At 71.9% G+C, this 18236-nt stretch carries 11 protein-coding genes; 9 read left to right on the plus strand and 2 right to left on the minus strand.

Annotated elements, in window-relative coordinates; all coding sequences use genetic code 11:
* From ABD329_RS45290 to ABD329_RS45310, 5 genes are all read left to right on the plus strand, one after another.
* Positions 1-1697, plus strand: a 1697-nt coding sequence (locus tag ABD329_RS45290; protein ID WP_486388712.1) for a type 1 periplasmic-binding domain-containing protein, incomplete at its 5' end; no start/stop codon positions are given.
* A gap of 92 nt (positions 1698-1789) precedes the next feature.
* Positions 1790-2254, plus strand: coding sequence for a hypothetical protein (locus ABD329_RS45295; RefSeq protein ID WP_198276961.1), 465 nt, complete (start codon positions 1790-1792; stop codon positions 2252-2254).
* Positions 2255-2336: 82 nt separating this feature from the next.
* The gene (locus ABD329_RS45300) at positions 2337-4451 is read left to right on the plus strand and encodes an FUSC family protein (RefSeq protein WP_198276960.1); all 2115 of its coding nucleotides are present in this window, start codon (positions 2337-2339) and stop codon (positions 4449-4451) included.
* A gap of 140 nt (positions 4452-4591) precedes the next feature.
* Positions 4592-5353 carry a thioesterase II family protein gene (locus ABD329_RS45305; RefSeq protein WP_198276959.1) on the plus strand — a complete coding sequence of 254 codons (762 nt, stop codon included), beginning with the start codon at positions 4592-4594 and terminating at the stop codon, positions 5351-5353.
* Positions 5354-5455: 102 nt separating this feature from the next.
* Positions 5456-8272, plus strand: a complete 2817-nt coding sequence (locus tag ABD329_RS45310) for a helix-turn-helix transcriptional regulator (RefSeq protein WP_198276958.1) — start codon at positions 5456-5458, stop codon at positions 8270-8272.
* Between the two features lie 8 nt (positions 8273-8280).
* On the opposite strand, the gene ABD329_RS45315 is transcribed toward ABD329_RS45310, so the two are convergent.
* Positions 8281-8928: a response regulator transcription factor gene (locus tag ABD329_RS45315; protein ID WP_198276957.1), complete on the minus strand. Its 648-nt coding sequence runs from the start codon at positions 8926-8928 to the stop codon at positions 8281-8283.
* The gene (locus tag ABD329_RS45320; protein WP_198276956.1) at positions 8921-10165 is read right to left on the minus strand and encodes a sensor histidine kinase; all 1245 of its coding nucleotides are present in this window, start codon (positions 10163-10165) and stop codon (positions 8921-8923) included. The genes ABD329_RS45315 and ABD329_RS45320 overlap by 8 nt, the downstream gene beginning before the upstream one ends.
* 188 nt (positions 10166-10353) lie before the next feature.
* On the opposite strand from ABD329_RS45320, the gene ABD329_RS45325 reads away from it, so the two are divergent.
* From ABD329_RS45325 to ABD329_RS45340, 4 genes are all read left to right on the plus strand, one after another.
* The gene (locus ABD329_RS45325) at positions 10354-10899 is read left to right on the plus strand and encodes a hypothetical protein (protein ID WP_233361805.1); all 546 of its coding nucleotides are present in this window, start codon (positions 10354-10356) and stop codon (positions 10897-10899) included.
* Between the two features lie 78 nt (positions 10900-10977).
* Positions 10978-11478, plus strand: coding sequence for a PH domain-containing protein (locus ABD329_RS45330; RefSeq protein WP_086881339.1), 501 nt, complete (start codon positions 10978-10980; stop codon positions 11476-11478).
* A complete protein-coding gene (locus ABD329_RS45335) occupies positions 11475-13022 on the plus strand; it encodes a PH domain-containing protein (protein WP_198276955.1) in 1548 nt (515 codons plus the stop codon). The genes ABD329_RS45330 and ABD329_RS45335 overlap by 4 nt, the downstream gene beginning before the upstream one ends.
* A gap of 319 nt (positions 13023-13341) precedes the next feature.
* On the plus strand, positions 13342-18236 hold a 4895-nt coding region (locus ABD329_RS45340; protein ID WP_344318013.1), incomplete at its 3' end, for a type I polyketide synthase.

Here is an 18236-nt window from a genome sequence, read left to right on the forward strand (position 1 = left end):
CCATCGACCGGGCCGCCGCCCGGCTGCGCGGTGCGAGCGGGATGCCGTCGCGGGCGCCCCGGCGGCTGCGGGCCGCGCTGCCCGGGCCCGTGCCGGAGTCGGAGGCGCTGGACCTGGACCCCGTATCGCCGCGCGCCTTCCGGCTCGGGCCGGCCGCCGAGCTGGCCCTGACCGGGACCGTGGTGGCGGCCCTGCTGAGCGCGCCGGGTGTGTGGCTGGTGGACCGGATCACGGACGAGCCGGACCGCGGCTGTCTGGGCGGGGCGTCCAGCGAGGTGGTCGCGGGCCGCCCCGAGCTGAGCGCGGACTCGCCGCGGAAGCAGTACGAGGACGCCCGGCGGCTGATCCGCGAGGAGAACGCACGGGTGGACCGCGAGGTGGGGGGCCACGGCGGCACCGCCCGTACGGTGGTGCACATCGGCTCCGATGTGGCCGCCGACCAGGAGGGGCAGCGGTACAACGCGGCCGTGCCCGAGCTGCGCGGTATCGCCCTGGCCCAGCGCGCGCTGAACGACGAGGCGGGCAACGACTCCCAGAAGGTGTGGCTGCGCGTCGACAGCCGTAACGCGGGGGAGAACTTCGCGGGCGCGCCGCGCATCGCACGCCAGGTCGCGGAGGACGCCCGTGAGAAGGGCTCCGGGATCATCGGCGTGGTGGGCTTCTCCAAGAGCCTGAGGCAGACCCAGGAGGCCGTGCGCATCCTGGGCGCCGCGCGGATCCCCGTCGTGGGCACCACGGCCACGGCGGATCTGATGCAGGTGGACGGGTACTACCGCAGGGTGGCGCCCACCAACAGCCGCGAGGCCGCGGTCGAGGCCGACTTCGCCCACCGGGGCAACATCATGGACGACGGCACCGGAAGCTGCTCCCCGGCCCGCGCCGCCGTGGTCGTCAAGGACCCCCGGGATCTGTACAGCGACGAGATAGGGACGCTGTTCGCCGAGCGGTTCGGCGCCCGGCCGTTCACTCTGGAGTACACCCCGGGCGGCCGGGGCGGCGGGCTCGCCCAGGAGCCGCCGCCGAAGGACGGTGCCGCCCGTAAGGAGAGCATCGGCGAGCTGGCCGACGCGGTGTGCGAGCGGATCACCGCCAACCCCCGTACGGTCGTCTACTGGGCCTCCCGCGCCCTCCAGTTCAGCGCGTTCCTCGACGACTTCGGGGACAACACGGCGTGCGAGGGCAGGAAGCTCACGGTCCTCGGCGGCAACGACCTCACCACCGCCGCCCTCGCCGGTGAGTACGCGGACCGGCCCTGGCTGCGGCTGTACCACACCGTCCATGTGCTGCCCGCGGGCCATCCGCGGCTGAGCGACATCGCCAAGAAGTTCAACGCCGACTACGCGCGGGACTTCGGCGCCCATGACCTGTGGCGCGACGACGGACGGGCCGCCCTGGCGTACGACGCGATGCAGCTGATGGCCGAGGCCGCCAACCGGGCCTTCCGCAGTACGGACAACGTGGAGCGCTCCAATGTGCAGATCGGCCTCGACAACGGCATCCGGAAGCAGGGCGCCAGCGGCTATCTGGACGTCGGGCGGGGCCGCTCGGTGCCCCGGGACAAGCCGGTGGTGATCCTGCACCACACCGACCGGGGCTCGGAGCCGGTGCTGTACTGCGGCGCGTTCACCCAGAACCCGGCGGGACGGATAGCGACCTGGGGGCCGAGGGGGAAGTTCTCATGTCCCAGGGACAGTTGAGCAACCATTCGAGGGGCTGAAGGGTCTTCTTGTGTGCTCGCCCGGCTAAGGGGCGAACCATCAGCGCAAGACCATACACAGGGGGATTTTCCATGCTTCGTTCCATTCGTGCGCTTCGCTCCCGCGCCGCGGTGGCCGGCGGCTGTGTGGCCGCGCTCGGCCTCGGATTGGCCCTGGCCGCCGGGTCGCCCGCTTCGGCCACCGAGCGGACCGACCCGAACGGCCGCTACACCGCCGAGGAGATCCACCACTTCCTTGAGGGCTTCTACGGAAACCACGGCCCGCGCCCCTGGGAGCGGGAGCACCTGGTCTCTGACCAGCTCAAGGAGGAGGCCGCCCAGACGCCGGACTACGACCTGCTGCTGTGCGCGCAGAACCAGCCGCGGGACATCGAGGTCGGCGAGGTGACCACGGCCCAGTCCGCGCGGGTCGGCTGGGCGACCATCACCACCCATTGGGGCGAGGCGCCGACGACCCGGACCTTCACCGCCTATGTGGACCTCGACGCCAGCCGGCCGATCCAGCTCCTCCAGGTGGACTGCGCGCCCGGCGACTGATCCCGGCAAGGGGCCGCTCCCGGGAGGCCCGGACCGGAACGGCTGGTTCAGTTCTCCCGGGGCCACCCCGTAGTCTCGCCGTATGACCTGGTCGCACGCGTTGAAGGAGACCGCCCGGACGGGGCTCGCGATCGAGCGCACCAGGACCGAACCCATGGTCGCGGTCCGCGGCGCCTGCGGGGTCGCGCTCGTCATCGGGGTGGCGCTGTGGCTGGGCTCGCCGACGCTCGCCGTCTCGGCGGCCTTCGGCGCCTTCTCCGCGGGGATCGCCACCTTCCAGCGCAGCTGGCGCCCCCGCCCCTGGCTGGCGCTGGCCGCCGCGAGCGGTCTCGCGGTGAGCACCTTCCTCGGCTATCTGGCCGCCGCCCACACCCTCACCTTCGTCCTCATGCTCGCCGTGTGGACGCTGATGACGGGCATGTCGTGGGCGGTCGGCCCGGTCTCCGGACTGGTCTCCACCCAGATGGTGGCCGTCATGCTGATCACGGTCACCCTCCCGACCTCGGTCACGGGCGCCCTGGGGCACGCCCTGCTGGTCGGGCTCGGCGGCGTGGTGCAGGCCGCGCTGATCGTGCTCTTCCCGGTGCGGCCGTGGGGCGTGCAGCGCGACGCCCTCGCCGACGCGCTCGCCGCCGTGGCGGACTACGCACGCAGGCTGCGCGTCGAGCCGGTGGCACCCTTCGACCCCACGCCGCTGATGGACGCGCGCAGCGCCGCCGGCGTGACACCCCGTCAGGCCCGGCGGCGACCCCGCCAGCTGAGCGGCTACCGGCTGCTGGCCGAGCGGATCCGCCCGGTGCTCGCCTCACTGGCCGACCCGGTGGTCGGCGCCCCCGAGGAGGGGCCCGAGCGCGACCGGGTGCGGGAACTGCTGGCTGCCACCGGCACCGTGCTGGACGCGGTGGCCCACGCCATCCGCCACGGCACACCGGTGCGGGTGCCCTCCGAGGCCATGGCCGTCCTGCGGATGCCGGAGGACGGGCCCAAGCTGTCCGGCGCCGCCCGCCGCGCCGCGCTGCGGCTCTTCTCGCTGGTGGCGGACGTGGTGGAGGCGTCCGACGAACCGGTGGAGGAGGTGTCCGCCGAGGGCCGGACGGTGCACCGCTTCCTGCCCCGCCCCGGTTTCGGGGGCACCGCCGCCATGGCGCTGCGCGCCGTCCGCCGCGAGGCCCGCTGGTCCTCGCCGGTGCTGCGGCACGCGGTGCGGCTGTGCGCGGTCAGCGTCAGCGGCTATCTGCTGAGCACGACGCTGCCGCTGGGCCACTCCTACTGGGCGCCGCTGACCTCCACGATGGTCCTGCGGCCGGACTTCGCCCAGACCTACTCCCGCGGTGTCGCCCGCTTCCTGGGCACTCTGGCGGGCGTGCTGGTCGGCGGTGGGGTGGTGGCACTGGTCCAGCCCGGCCCTTACCTGAGCGCCGGGCTGGCCCTGGTGTGCGTCCTGGCGATGTACCTGCTGCTGCGCACCGGCTTCATCGTGACCTCCGCGTGCGTGAGCGCGTACGTGGTCTTCCTGCTCAGCATCGCGGGTGAGGCATGGCATCAGACCGTGCAGGCGCGGGTGGCGCTGACGCTGCTGGGCGGGGTGCTGGCGATGGTCGCGTACGCGGTCTTCCCCGCCTGGGAGACACCGCGGCTGCGGGACCGGCTCGCGGACTGGCTGGCCGCCAACGGCGCCTTCGCCACAGCCGTCTTCGACGCCTACGCCCGCCCCGCCGAGCGCCGCCCCCGCCAGGTGCGGGACGCCCTGCTGGACGCCCGCGCGGCGCGGGCGGCCTGGGAGCAGAGCGAGACCCAGGCGCACCGGGAACCGGTGCGCCACCGCGGGCTGTCGCGGCCCGCGGCGCGGGCCGCGCAGACGGCGCTGTCGACGATGGGACGAGTCATCATGCTGCTGGAGGCGCATCTGCCGGAGCGCGACGCGGCGCCGTCCGAGGGGGCCGGGGACTTCGCGGCGGCACTGCGGCAGGCGATGCCGAAGGCGGTCGAGGCGGTACGGGAGCGGCGGCCGCTGAACTGGGAGGCGGTGCACCGGTCGTTGGAGCGGTGGCGGCAGAAGGCGGGGGACCGTCCGGGAGTGGCGCTGCGCGACGCGGAGCAACTCGTGGACGCCCTCGACGATCTGGCGGAGGCGCTCAACAAGGGTGCACGGCAGTCACGCACGCCCCGTGACCCCAGTCAAGAAGAATCCCCCTAGACTAGGGGTGCCCCCTACATCATTGGGCGTGTTAATCATGAAGGGGCGGTGCTTGCCGACGCGTCCTCGGGCGCGTGCCCGGTACGCTCTGCCGTCTGTCCCCCACATTTTGCTTGACGAGTGAAAGACTTTCCCTACGCATGGGTGCACAGCGAGAAGACAGCGTCTGGATACGACGATTCCATCCGATGCCCGAGAGTCGCGCCCGTCTGGTCTGTCTGCCCCACGCCGGGGGTTCGGCGTCGTTCTTCTTCCCGATGTCCCAAACGCTTTCCTCGTCCGCCGATGTCCTGTGCGTGCAGTATCCGGGGCGTCAGGACCGGCGTCAGGACCCGCTGATCGAGAACATCGACGAGTACGCCGACGCCATCGCCGCGGAGTTGAAGCCCTGGCTCGATCTCCCGGTCGTCTTCTTCGGGCACAGCATGGGCGCCGTTCTCGCGTTCGAGGTGACCCGCCGGCTGGAGGAGGCCGACCCGGAGTTCTCCGCGCTCGCCCTCTTCGCCTCGGGCCGCCGGGCGCCGTCCCGTTACCGCGACGAGAATGTGCACCGGCGCGATGACGACGGCGTCGTACGCGAGATGAAGCTGCTGAGCGGCACCGATTCCCGCGTCCTCGGAAATGAGGAGATCCTGCGCATGGCGATGCCGGCGATTCGCGGTGACTACAAGGCGATCGAGACCTACCGCTCGGTGCCGGGCGCCGCCGTCCGCTCGCCGATCACCGTGCTGACCGGCGACAACGACCCCAGGACCAGCCTCGAGGAGGCGGAGGCCTGGCGGTCGCACACCACCGGCACGTTCGACATCCGGGTGTTCCCGGGTGGTCACTTCTTCTTGGCCGGGCATCAAGGGCCGATTATGAGTCTCGTCGCGGAGGCGCTTTCGGGGCCGAGACCCTGACCCGACCGCCTCAAGAACCTGCCCGACGCACTGGAAAACACCACTCGTCATGCTCGATGCCCCCGGCGGTCCGTTGGGGGCATCAGCTGGCTTCATCGGGGGATGAATTCTTTGCCTGCGAACCTCTTCGAATGGGAGAACCACCTCTCCGCGCTGCGTGAAATGCTGCGCGGCGCGACGCAGGGCCGGGGTCGGCTGGCTCTTGTCAGCGGTGCGGTGGCCAGTGGCAAGACCACACTGCTGAACACCTTTGCCGAACAGGCCATCGAAAGCGGTGCGTTGCTCCTGGAAGCGACCGGTTCGCGGGCCGAGCGGGACCTTCCCTTCGGAATTGTCCGAAAGATTTTCGATAACGGTGCGATGCCCGCCGATGTGCGATCCGAAGTGATCGCGCTGCTTGACGGAAACGCGCTGGAATCCACCGCCGCGGGACGCATGCACGTGATGTCCCAGATTTCCTCGGCGCTGCTGCGAATGGTCGACGATCGCACACTTGTCGTCCTTGTCGACGATGTGCACTGCGGCGACGACCAGTCCCTGCAATTCCTGCTCCACCTGGCCCGGCGGGTGCGCCAGGCGAAGGTTCTCATCGTCCTCACCGAATCCCCCCGGCTTCGTCAGGAGCAGTTCACCTTCCACGCCGAACTGCTCCGCCAGCCCAACTGTGTGCGCATGCGGCTGCACATGCTCACCGAGTCGGGCGTCGCCGAGGCGCTCTCCGGCACCCTGTCCGCCACCGTCGCCGCCCGCCTCGCCCCCGAATGCCACCGGATCTCGGGTGGCAACCCGATGCTGCTGCGCGCCCTGCTGGAGGACTGGCGGACCGTCGGCGAGCACGGCGAGGCCCAGCAGCGCCCGGCGCCCGGCGAGGCGTTCGCCCACGCCGTCCTCGGCTGTCTGCACCGCGGTGAGCCCGAGGCGCTGGAGATCGCCCGCGGGGTCGCCGTCCTCGGCGACGCCCGCTCCCCGCGGCTGCTCGGCCAGCTCCTGGACCTCAGCGCCAACGCGGTCCAGCAGGGCGTCCAGGACCTGCACCAGTGCGCCATCCTGGAGCACAACGCCTTCCGCGACGAGGTGGCCCGTACCGCGGTGCTCGACGCGACCCCCGCCACCGCCCGCGGCGCACTGCACGCCCGCGCCGCCCGGCTGCTGCACGCCGACGGCGCCTCCGCGCTCGACGTGGCCCGCCAGCTGGTCTCCGCCCGGCAGGACGCGGAAGCCTGGGCCGTCCCCGTGCTGCGCGAGGCTGCCGAATTCGCCCTGGTCGAGGAGGAGTTGGAGTTCGCGCTCCGCTGCCTCGAACGCGCCCACCACGCCTGCGCGCCCGGTCCCGAGCGCACCGCGCTCAAGGCCCGGCTGGTCAGCATCGCGTGGCGGATCGGCCCGGCCGCCGCCGAGAGCCATCTGCCGGAGCTCACCGAGGACGCCGGACGGGGCCGGCTCGCCCCACGCGACGTCGCCCCGATCACCTCCTACCTCGCCTGGTCGGGACGGCTGGACGCGGCGGCCGGCGCCGTCTCCGCGCTGGCCCAGTCGGCCGCCACCGGCGACGACCCCGCGATGACCGCCGCCGTCTCCGCCTCCGCCCAGTGGCTGACCATGCTCAGCCCGCCGCTGCGCGACCGCCTCCCCACCGTCGGGACCGGCACCACCGGGGCCACCGCCGGGGCCCCGCGCGACATGGCCGACCTGGCCCACGCCCACGCCGCCGCCACCATGTCCGCCGTGCTCACCGAGGGCCAGGCCGACCGGGCCGTCATCGAGGCCGAGCGGGTGTTGCAGCGCTACCACCTGAGCGACAGCACCCTCCAGCCGCTGGCCGTCGCGCTGATGGCACTCGTCCTGGCCGGTCGGCTCGACCTCGCGCTGTCCTGGTGCGAGCGGCTACAGGGCGAATGCTCCTCCCGCCGCGTCCCCACCTGGCAGGCGCTGCTGTCCGCCGTACGGGCCGAAATCGCGCTGCGCCAAGGCGACCTCCAGGTCGCCGCGCACCAGGCGCGCACCGCGATGTCACGGATCTCGGTCCAGGGCTGGGGCGTGGGGCTGGGGCTGCCGCTGTCCACCCTGATCCAGGCCGAGACCGGGATGGGCCACTACGACGAGGCCATGGCGCTGCTCGAACAGCCCCTGCCCGAGGAGCTCTTCCAGACCCTCCCCGGGCTGTTCTACCTGCGCGCCAGGGGCCGCTGCCACCTGGCCACCGGCCGCTACCACGCCGCGCTCGGCGACTTCACGGCCGCCGGTGAGCTGATGGGCGCCTGGCGGATGGACATCCCCCTGCTGACCCCCTGGCGGCTGGACGCCGCCGAGACCTGGCTGGCCCTCGGCGACCCGGGGCGCGCCCGCGCCCTGGCCGAGGAGCAGCTGCGGCTGGGCCCGGAGGACGCCCGGCTGCGCGGCGCCCTGCTGGTCGTGCTCGCCCGCACCGACGAGCTCAAGCGCCGGGTGCCCCGGCTCAAGGAGGCCGTGGAGATCCTGGAGGGCGGCGACGACCGCATCCAGCTGGCCGTCGCCCTCGGCGAACTCGGCCGCGCCTACCGCTCGCTGGGCGACTTCAACCGGGGCCGGGTGCTCGTCCGCAAGGCATGGCACGTGGCCAAGACGTGCGGCGCCGATCCGCTCTGCCGTGAGCTGATGCCCCGGCACGCGGACCCCGGAGAGCTCGCCGCGGCCGCCGCCCAGCCGGGCCAGGGGACGACCGAGACACAGCGCGATGTGGAGGCGCTGACCGAGGCGGAGGTGCGGATCGCGGTGCTGGCCGCGCACGGCAACACCAACCGGGAGATCGCGTCCAAGCTGTTCGTCACCGTGAGCACGGTGGAGCAGCACCTGACCCGCATCTACCGCAAGCTGAACGTCAAGCGCCGCCGCGACCTCCCCGCGAAGCTCTCCGACAGCAGCCTCACCGGGACGGTGTAGCGGTCCCGCTAATTCAACAGGCCGTGTTCCATGGCCTTCATCACCGCGGCCGTGCGGTCGGACACACCGAGCTTCCGGTACGAACGCAGCAGATGCGTCTTGATCGTGGCCTCGCTGACGAACAGCTCGGCGCCGATCTCGGCGTTGGTCAGCCCCCGGCCGACCAGCCGCAGCACCTCGCGCTCACGTCCGGAGAGCGGGGACGGCTCGGGCGCCCGGGTGCGGAAGAGCTTGCCCGCGAGGGACGGGGTGAGCACGGTCTCGCCACGCGCCGCGGTCTGGACCGCGTCGATCAGCTCCTGGCGTGAACTGCCCTTCAGCAGATAGCCCGCGGCGCCCGCCTCCACCGCGCGCAGGATGTCCGAGTCGTCCTCGTACGTGGTCACGATGACCACCTTGCAGCCCGGCACCTGGCGCAGGATGCGCCCGGTGGCCTCGACCCCGTCCATCCCGCCCATGCGCAGGTCCAGCAGGGTGATGTCCGGCCGCAGCGCGACTGCCTGGACCACCGCCTCCTCACCGGAACCGGCCTGCCCGACCACCGTGATCCCGTCGGCGGACTCCAGCATGGCGCTCAGCCCCTCCCGCACCACGGGATGGTCGTCGGCCAGCAGGACCCTGATCGGACTCGACCCGCCCGGCGTACCCTCAGACACGCGACTCCTCCCCGACCGGCGCCGTCATCGGCACGCTCACCTCCACGGTGGTGCCCCGTCCGGGGCTGCTGGTGACGGACGCGACGCCGTCGATCTCCGCCACCCGAGCCTGCATCCCGCGCAGCCCGTAGCCTTCCTGGGTGCCGTCCGGGGTGAACCCCTCGCCGTCGTCGCGGACCAGCAGCCGGACGCCACCCTCGTCGAAGACCACGATCACATCGACCGTACGGGCCCGCTTGGCGTGCTTGCGCACATTGGCGATGGCCTCCTGCACCGTACGCAGCAGCACCACGCTCACCGCCATCGGCAGTGACTTCTCGTCGCCCATCACCGAACACCGCACCTCCAGGCCGGTCTCGGCGATCAGCCCCTCCGCCTGCCGCCGCACCGCCTGGGAGAGCGAACCGCCGCGCAGCGCGGGCGGGGTGAGGGCGGCCACGAAGTCACGGGCCTCGGCGAGCGACTCCTTGGCCACCCGGCCGGCCAGCGACAGATGGTTCACCGCCTGGTCGGGGGCCTCGCGCACCTCCGACTCGGCCGCCTGCACCAGACTGATGATGCTGGTCAGGCCCTGCGCCAGGGTGTCGTGGATCTCGCGGGCCAGCCGTTCGCGCTCGGCCGAGATACCGGCCTCGTGGGAGAGCCGGGCCACCCGCTCCCGGCTGTGCCGCAACTCCTCGATGAGCAGTCCGCGCTCCTTGCTCTGCCGCACCACCCGCTTGATCCACATCCCCAGCAGCACCGACAGCGCGATGCTCAGCAGCGAGATGGGCAGCACACCCAGGACGCTCAGCCCCAGGTCCTCACCGGTGAACGCCACCACCAGCACGGGACAGAGATTGGCCGCCGTGGCCAGCACCACCGCCGAGGCCATCGGCAGGCTCATGATCAGCATCGGGATGACCGCGAACAGCGCGAACGCGCCGACCAGGTTGAACGCCGTGGTGAGACAGAACAGCGCCACCAGACCCGCCGCGAAGACCAGGTTCCGGGGGCCGTAGGTGTCCTCGATCATCAGCGTCCGGCCGACCGCCGCGTACCAGGGCACGATGAGGGTCAGCGCGGCGATCGGGATGGAGTGGTTGACCTGCGAGCCGCCGGAGAGGAAGAGCAGGACCGCGGTAACGAGATAGGAGACGGCGAAGAAGCCGTCCCAGAGGCCGAACCAGCGGGTGCCGGACTCGGGACCGTAGTACGCCCCGGTCTGCGAGCCGTCCCCCGGAGAGTGATTGCGCACGGCTCAGTACTACCACGCGTGTCCACCGTGTCCACCGGACGGTTGACAGCCAGAACCCACCGTTCAGTCGTCTCGCGGTGGCGCGCCCGCTTCTAGCGTTGATTTAGGTGGGGCGGAGAACCGTCACACCGAACGCACATCCCCGTTCGGCTTGGAGAACGTCGCATATGCCACAGATGAGCCAGTTCATGTCCGCACTGATCGCCAGTGGCACGATCCTGATCATCATCCTGGCGACCGACATCGGCCGCCGCCGCATCACCACGATGCGGATGGTGCGCTCGGTCATCGCCGTGGCCGTGGTCATCGCGATCTTCGTCGAGTCCTTCCCGACCAAGGGCAACGACATCTCCCTCCAGCTCGTGGGCGTCGGCACCGGTGTCATCTGCGGTCTGATCGCCGGAGTGCTGCTGCCCGCCTACAAGGACGCCACGTCCGGTGAGCTCTACACCATCGGTGGCATCGGCTACGCCCTGGTGTGGATCGTCCTCTCCGGCGGACGCATCCTCTTCGCCTACGGCGCCGAGCACTGGTTCACCATGGACCTGGTCAAGTTCTCCATCGACTACAAGATCAGCGGCCAGGACACCTACGCCAACGCCTTCGTCTTCATGTCGCTGGCCATGGTGCTGACCCGAACCGCCGTACTGCTGGCCAAGATGCGCAAGCTCAAGGGCCAGAACACCGGAAGCGGTCAGCTGCCGCAGCAGACCGTCACCGGTGCGTCGGTCTGAGCCGCCTGGTTTCATAGTCCACCAACCCCCGCCGGGCCCCGCCCCGGTACCCGTCAGACGCAAGAGCAGGGTGAAGCAGTGGAACGCCATGACAACCTGAGGCTCCGACCGCCTCGGCACCGGGTCGACCGCCGAGCGATCGGCTGGTGGACGCTCCAGTCCGCACTCTTCGCCCTGCCCTTGCCGCTCGTCTTCGGGATCCTGTGGGCCTCCATTCCCCCCACGCGTGAGTTCTTCATGTGGGCCACGCTGATCTCGCTGGTCCCCGGGCTGCTCTACATGGCCGTCATGCCGGCCTGGCGGTACCGGGTGCACCGCTGGGAGGCCACCAACGAGGCGGTCTACGCGGCCTCCGGCTGGCTCTGGCAGCAGTGGCGGGTCGTGCCGCTGTCCCGGGTGCAGACGGTGGACACCCTGCGCGGCCCGATCCAGCAGCTGTTCGGGCTCTCCGGCGTCACCGTGACCACCGCCTCCGCCGCGGGCGCGGTGAAGATCAAGGGCATCGACCACAAGCTCGCCGGTGACCTGGTGGAGTACCTGGCCAAGTCCACCCAGGCCGTGCCGGGAGACGCCACATGAGCTCCGAGACCACCGTGCGGCCGACCCCCCACGCGGCCGGCCGCGACTGGGGACGGCTCAACGGGCGGCTGCTCCTGGTCAACCTCTCCATCCTCGCCGCGCCGGTGGCCATGTTCCTGGCCAGCCTCGCGGTCACCGGAGGCGACACCAACCTCCAGGTCATCATCACCCTCGGCTCGCTGTTCGTGACCTTCCTGGTCATCAGCGGCATCGGGCTGATGCGGCTGTTCACCACCCGCTACCGGCTCACCGAGGACCGCTTCGAACTCCACACCGGGCTGCTCTTCCGCAGTGAGCGCTCGGTCCCGATCGGCCGCATCCGCGGTGTCGACATCACCTCCAACCCGGTCCACCGCGTCTTCGGCCTCACCACGCTGCGCATCGACAGCGGGGACCAGAGCGACGCCGCGGCGCGCAGGCTCGCCCTCGACGGCATCACCAAGGCCGAGGCCGTGGAGCTGCGCCGCCAGATCATCGCGCTGCGCGACGCGGGCCGGGCCCGGCCGGTGGCCGACAGCGACGGTGTGCTCAGCCGGCTGGACTGGTCCTGGCTGCGCTACGGCCCGCTGACCGTATGGGGCGTGGGCGGTGTCTTCATCGCCGCCGCCAGTACGTACCGCACCCTGAGCGAGCTCCAGGTGAACCCGCTGGACCTCGGCGTCGTCAAGGACCTCGAGGACCGCTTCGGCACCATTCCGCTCTGGTACGGAGTCCTGCTGGCCGCCGTCGTCATCGTCGTCCTCGGCATGATCGGCTCCACCGCGACCTACATCGAGAACTGGGCCGGTTACGAACTGCGCCGCGAGGACGGCGGAATCCTCCGCATCCGCCGCGGCCTGCTGGCCACCCGCTCCGTGAGCATCGAGGAGCGCCATCTGCGCGGCCTCGAACTCGTCGAGCCCGTCCCGCTGCGCTGGGCCAAGGGCGCCAAGCTCAACGCCGTCGCCAGCGGTCTGGGCAACCAGGAGGACAACCGCAGGCGCCGCGGACTGACCCCGCCCACCCCGCGCGACGAGGCCATGCGGGTCGCCGCGCGGGCGCTGCCGACCGGCCCCGGGCTGATCGAGCGCAAGGGTCTGCTCCCGCACCCCAAGGCGGCCCTGCGGCGCCGGATCAACCGCGCCCTCATGTGGTCGGTCCTGATCGCGGCCGTACCCGTAGGTCTGGGTCTGTGGCTGGGCCGGTGGCTCGTCATCACCGGCGTGATCACCGGTGTGGTGCTGGTGCCGGTCCTGGTGGCGTTCGCCTTCAGCGCCTACCACAGCCTCGGCCACGGGCTGCGCGACCGCTATCTGGCCGCCTGCTCCGGCGCGTTCGCCCGCCGCACCGTCGCCCTCCAGCGCGACGGGATCATCGGCTGGAAGTTCTCCCGGACGCCCTTCCAGCGCCGGGCCGGGCTGATCACCCTCGGCGCCACCACCGCCGCGGGCGAAGGCGTCTACCACGTGCACGACCTGACCGAAGGCCAGGGAATCGCCCTCGCCGAGACCGCGGTACCGGGGCTGCTGGCCCCGTTCATCGAGAGAGCCCCCGACCGCGGCTGACCACCCCGAGACCAACTGGCGATCCCCCGAGAGGTGGAGGGGCGGACCGAAAGGCCGCCCCTCCACCTCTGAACCCCCGCCACCGCTGGAAAACTGAATACTGGGCGCATTATTTGCTCGAGATCCTTGTCGCCACCGGAATTCTCATGCACTCTGGTGAATTAACGGTGGCCATTGCGCGTTGCCCCTCGGATACGGGACCCCAAAGGGATGATAGGGGTCCATAGGGGGTTTGAAGGGGTTTCTGGTCGCCCTGCCCTGTGTAAAGCTGACGTACGGTCTTGGTGTTATGTCTGCGAGGGTAATGGGGCGCGCGATGGTGAGTGAGTCCGTGGATTTCACGCCCGAGCACACCGAAAAGGGGGGCACGAGCCCCGAAGGGGCGTCCCCGTGGCGTGACCGGCTCGCCGCGCTCCCCGAGGCCGAGCGCGCCGAGGCCCTCACCGACTGGGTCGGCGAGATCGTCGAACAGGCCCTCAAGGACAAGGCACCGGACCTTCTCGACCCCGAGCGTCCCTTCCTCGACCTGGGCTTCGACTCCCTCGCCACGGTCGATCTGCACGCCCGGCTGACCGCCGCCACCGGACTGCGGCTGCCGGTCACCCTCGCCTTCGACCACCCGACCCCCGCCGACCTCGCCCGCCATGTACGGGCCGAACTGCTCGGTGCGGACGACGATTCCGACGCTTCCCCGGCCGACGCCGTAATGGGCCCGGCGGCCGCCGACGATCCCATCGCCATTGTCGGAATGAGCTGCCGGTTCCCCGGCGAGGTCGGCTCCCCCGAAGAACTGTGGGAAATCGTCGCGGGTGGAAAAGACGTCATCTCCGAATTCCCGGTGAGCCGGGGCTGGGATCTCGCCGGACTTTACGACCCCGACCCGGACCGGCCGGGCAGCAGCTATACCCGCGAAGGCGGATTCCTGCACGACGCCGATGAGTTCGACCCGGCGTTCTTCGGAATCTCCCCGCGCGAGGCCCTCGCGATGGATCCGCAGCAGCGGCTGCTGCTGGAGACCTCCTGGGAGGTCTTCGAACGCGCCGGTATCGACCCCGCGACCCTCCGGGGCGGCCGGACCGGTGTGTTCGTCGGCGCCGAGACCCAGGACTACGGCCCCCGGCTGCACGAGGCCGAGCAGGGGATCGAGGGCTATCTGGTCACCGGCAACGCCGCCAGCGTCGCCTCCGGCCGGATCGCCTACACCTTCGGCTTCGAAGGCCCCACCGTCACCGTCGACACCGCCTGCTCCTCCTCCCTGGTGGCGCTCCACCTGGCGGTCCAGGCGCTGCGCGCGGGCGAGTGCACCATGGCGCTCGCCGGCGGCGCGGCCGTCATGGCCAATCCCGGCTCGTTCATCGCCTTCAGCCGCCAGCGCGGCCTCGCCCCCGACGGCCGCTGCAAGCCGTTCGCCGCCGCGGCCGACGGCACCGCCTGGGGCGAGGGCGTCGGCATGCTGCTCGTCGAGCGGCTCTCGGAGGCCCGTCGCCACGGCCACCGGGTCCTCGCCGTCGTCCGTGGCACCGCCATCAACCAGGACGGCGCCAGCAACGGCCTCACCGCCCCCAGCGGCCCCGCCCAGCAGCGCGTCATCCGCCAGGCCCTCGCCAACGCCGGACTCACGGCCGGCGAGGTGGACACCGTCGAGGCCCACGGCACCGGTACGACGCTCGGCGACCCCATCGAGGCCCAGGCGCTGCTCGCCACCTACGGCAGGGACCGCGAGGCGGACCGCCCGCTGTGGCTCGGCTCGCTCAAGTCCAACATCGGCCACACCCAGTCCGCGGCCGGTGTCGGCGGCATCATCAAGATGGTCATGGCGATGCGGCACGGGGTGCTGCCGCGGACCCTGCACGTGGACGAGCCCACCCCGCACGTCGACTGGACCGCCGGCGACATCGAGCTGCTGACCGAGGCGCGGCCCTGGCCGGAGAGCGACCGCCCGCGCCGCGCGGGCGTCTCGTCGTTCGGCATGAGCGGCACCAACGCGCACGCCATCATCGAGCAGCCGCCGGTCGAGGACGCGGAGCCGAACGAGCCCGGGGAGCCCGGGGAGCCCGAGGGCCAGGGTTCCGCGGAACCCGCCCTGCTGCCCTGGGCCCTCTCCGCGAAGACCACCGACGCCCTCCAGGGCCAGGCCGAGCGGCTGTACGCGCTGCTGGAGGCCGACCCCGACCTCGCCCTCACCGACGTCGGCCACTCCCTGGCCACCACCCGCGCCACCTTCGAACAGCGCGCCGTGCTGCTCGCCGCCGACCGCGACGGCTTCCGCTCGGCCCTGCGCACCCTCGCCGACGGCGGCGACGGGCCGTCCGTCGTGCGCGGCGCCCCCGCCGCCGGAAAGCTCGCCCTGCTGTTCACCGGACAGGGCAGCCAGTGCCTCGGCATGGGCCGCGAGCTCCACGCCGCCTACCCCGTCTTCGCCGAAGCCCTCGACGACGCCTGCTGGTACCTCGAGGAGCAGCTCGAACTCCCGCTCCTCGACGTGCTCTTCGCCGAGGAGGGCAGCCCCGAGGCCGCCCTCCTGGACCGCACCGACTACACCCAGCCCGCCCTGTTCGCCATCGAGGTCGCGCTCTACCGCCTCCTCGAGTCCTGGGGACTGCGCCCCGAACTGCTCGCCGGACACTCCATCGGCGAGCTCGCCGCCGCCCATGTGGCGGGGGTGCTGTCCCTGGAGGACGCCGCCGCGCTGGTCGCCGCCCGTGGCCGGCTGATGCAGGAACTTCCGGCCGGTGGCGCGATGGTCGCGGTGCAGGCGTCGGAGGACGAGGTGCTGCCGCTGCTCGCCGGGCGCGAGGACCGGATCGGCATCGCCGCGATCAACGGCCCCCAGTCCGTCGTCGTCTCCGGCGCCGAGGCGGACGCGCTGGAGATCGCTTCTGGTTTTGAGGCGCGGGGTCGGAAGACCAAGCGGCTCACCGTGAGCCACGCGTTCCACTCCCCGCTGATGGACGGCATGCTCGCCGAGTTCCGGCGGGTCGCCCAGGTGCTGGAGTACGCGCCGCCGCGCATCCCCGTGGTCTCCACCGTCACCGGGCGGGTCGCCACCGCCGATGAGCTGTGCTCGCCCGAGTACTGGGTGCGCCATGTCCGCGAGGCCGTCCGCTTCCTCGACGGTGTGCACACCCTCGCCGACAAGGGCGCCACCACCTTCCTGGAGCTCGGCCCCGACGCCGTGCTCACCGCCATGGCCCAGGACTGTCTGCCCGACGCCGACGGCACCGCGTACGCCGCCGCGCTGCGCGGCGGGCGCCCCGAGGCGGAGACCCTGACGGCCGCTGTCGCGCTGGCGTACGTCCGGGGCAAGAAGGCCGACTGGGCCGCCCCGTACGCCGCCACCGGCGCCCGCACGATCGACCTGCCCACCTACGCCTTCCAGCGCCAGCAGTACTGGCTCAACGCCCCGGCCCCGGCCGGAACGGCGGGGGCGGGGGTCGCGCCGGGCGGTGTCGTCGACGGGCGGTTCTGGGATGTGGTGGAGCGTGGGGATGTGGCCGCGCTGGCGGCGGAGCTCGCGGTGGATCCGGGGGTTTCGCTGGGTGAGGTGTTGCCCGCGTTGTCGTCGTGGCGGCGGCAGGAGTCGGTGCGTTCGGCGGTGGATGGTTGGCGTTACCGGGTGTCGTGGCAGCCGGTGTCGGAGCGGTTGGCGGCCGGGGTGTTGGGTGGTTGCTGGCTGGTGGTCGTCCCTGCGGACGCTGCTGAGGGTGCTTGGGCCACGGGTGTGGTGCGGATGCTGGCCGGGCGTGGTGTGGATGTGCGCGTGGTCGAGTCGAACGCGGCGGACCGCGCAGGGGTGGCCGATGAGCTGCGTACGGCGGTGGGCGATGCTTCGGTGACGGGTGTGGTGTCGCTTCTCGCGGTGGGCGATGGCGATGGCGGTGGCGAGGCGGGGCTGTTGCGTACGGCTGCGTTGGTGCAGGCGTTGGGTGACGTGGGTGTGGGTGCGCCGTTGTGGGTGGCGACGCGGGGTGCGGTGTCGGTGGGGCGTTCGGATGGTGTGGTGAGCCCGGCGCAGGCGTTGGTGTGGGGGCTTGGCCGGGTGGCGGCGTTGGAGCTGCCGGAGCGGTGGGGTGGTCTGGTCGATCTGCCGGGGTCGGTGGATGAGCGTGCGCTGGGGCGGCTGGCGGGTGTGCTGGCCGGGTCCGGTGGCTCGGTTGAGGATCAGGTCGCGGTGCGTGGTTCGGGTGTCTTCGGCCGTCGGCTGGTGCGGGCGGTCGGCTCTCGGATGTCGGGCGATGAGGGTTGGCGGGCGTCCGGTTCGGTGCTGGTGACGGGCGGTACGGGTGCGCTGGGCGCGCATGTGGCCCGTTGGCTGGTGGCGAACGGTGCCGAGCATGTCGTGCTCACCAGCCGCCGGGGGCCCGACGCCCCGGGCGCGGCGGAGTTGCGGGATGAGCTCGTGGCTTCGGGTGCTCGGGTGACGGTGGCCGCGTGTGATGTGGCGGACCGGGACGCGCTCGCCGAGCTGCTGGCGTCCATACCGGACGAATTCCCGCTGACCGCCGTCGTCCACGCGGCCGGTGTGCTGGACGACGGCGTACTGGACTCGCTCACGCCCGAGCGGTTCGCCTCGGTGCTCCGGGCGAAGGCCGATGCCGCGCTGCATCTGGACGAGTTGACGCGCGACCTGGACCTTTCGGCGTTCGTGCTGTTCTCCTCGATCACCGGGTCGGTGGGCGCGGCCGGACAGGCCAACTACGCGGCGGCCAACGCCTATTTGGACGCGCTGGCCGAGCGGCGGCGCGCCCAGGGTCTGCCCGCCACCTCGATCGCCTGGGGCCCGTGGGCGGACTCCGGGATGGCCGGTGACGACGCCATGGAGCGGCGGATGCGCCGCGAGGGCATGCCGCCGATGGCGCCCGAGTCGGCCGTCGCCGCGCTGCGGCAGGCGCTGGACCTCGATGACACCGCCGTGACGGTCGCGGACATCGACTGGGAGAACTTCACCCGCACCCTCACCGCCGTACGGCCCAGCCCGCTGATCGCCGCGCTGGCGGCGGAGGCCGGACCGGGCGCGGCGACCGGCGCCGAGACCGCCAAGGTCGTCACCGACGCCGACTCCGCCTCCCCGCTGGGCGAGCGCCTGAGCGGCCTGCCGAGGGCCGAACAGGACCGCGCGCTGCTGGAGTTGGTGCGTGCGCAGGTCGCGTCGGTGCTGGGGCACGGCGGGGCCGAGGCGGTCGAGGCCGGGCGCGCCTTCAAGGAGCTGGGCTT

Source organism: Streptomyces javensis (assembly GCF_039525925.1).
GTDB classification, from domain to species: Bacteria; Actinomycetota; Actinomycetes; order Streptomycetales; family Streptomycetaceae; genus Streptomyces; species Streptomyces asiaticus.

Excerpts from the sequence above, each read along its gene's own strand:
- ABD329_RS45295 (WP_198276961.1), top strand. The coding sequence starts at position 1,790 with ATGCTTCGTTCCATTCGTGCGCTTCGCTCCCGCGCCGCGGTGGCCGGC.
- ABD329_RS45335 (WP_198276955.1), top strand. The coding sequence starts at position 11,475 with ATGAGCTCCGAGACCACCGTGCGGCCGACCCCCCACGCGGCCGGCCGC.
- ABD329_RS45310 (WP_198276958.1), top strand. The coding sequence starts at position 5,456 with ATGAATTCTTTGCCTGCGAACCTCTTCGAATGGGAGAACCACCTCTCC.
- ABD329_RS45325 (WP_233361805.1), top strand. The coding sequence starts at position 10,354 with ATGTCCGCACTGATCGCCAGTGGCACGATCCTGATCATCATCCTGGCG.
- ABD329_RS45305 (WP_198276959.1), top strand. The coding sequence starts at position 4,592 with ATGGGTGCACAGCGAGAAGACAGCGTCTGGATACGACGATTCCATCCG.
- ABD329_RS45300 (WP_198276960.1), top strand. The coding sequence starts at position 2,337 with ATGACCTGGTCGCACGCGTTGAAGGAGACCGCCCGGACGGGGCTCGCG.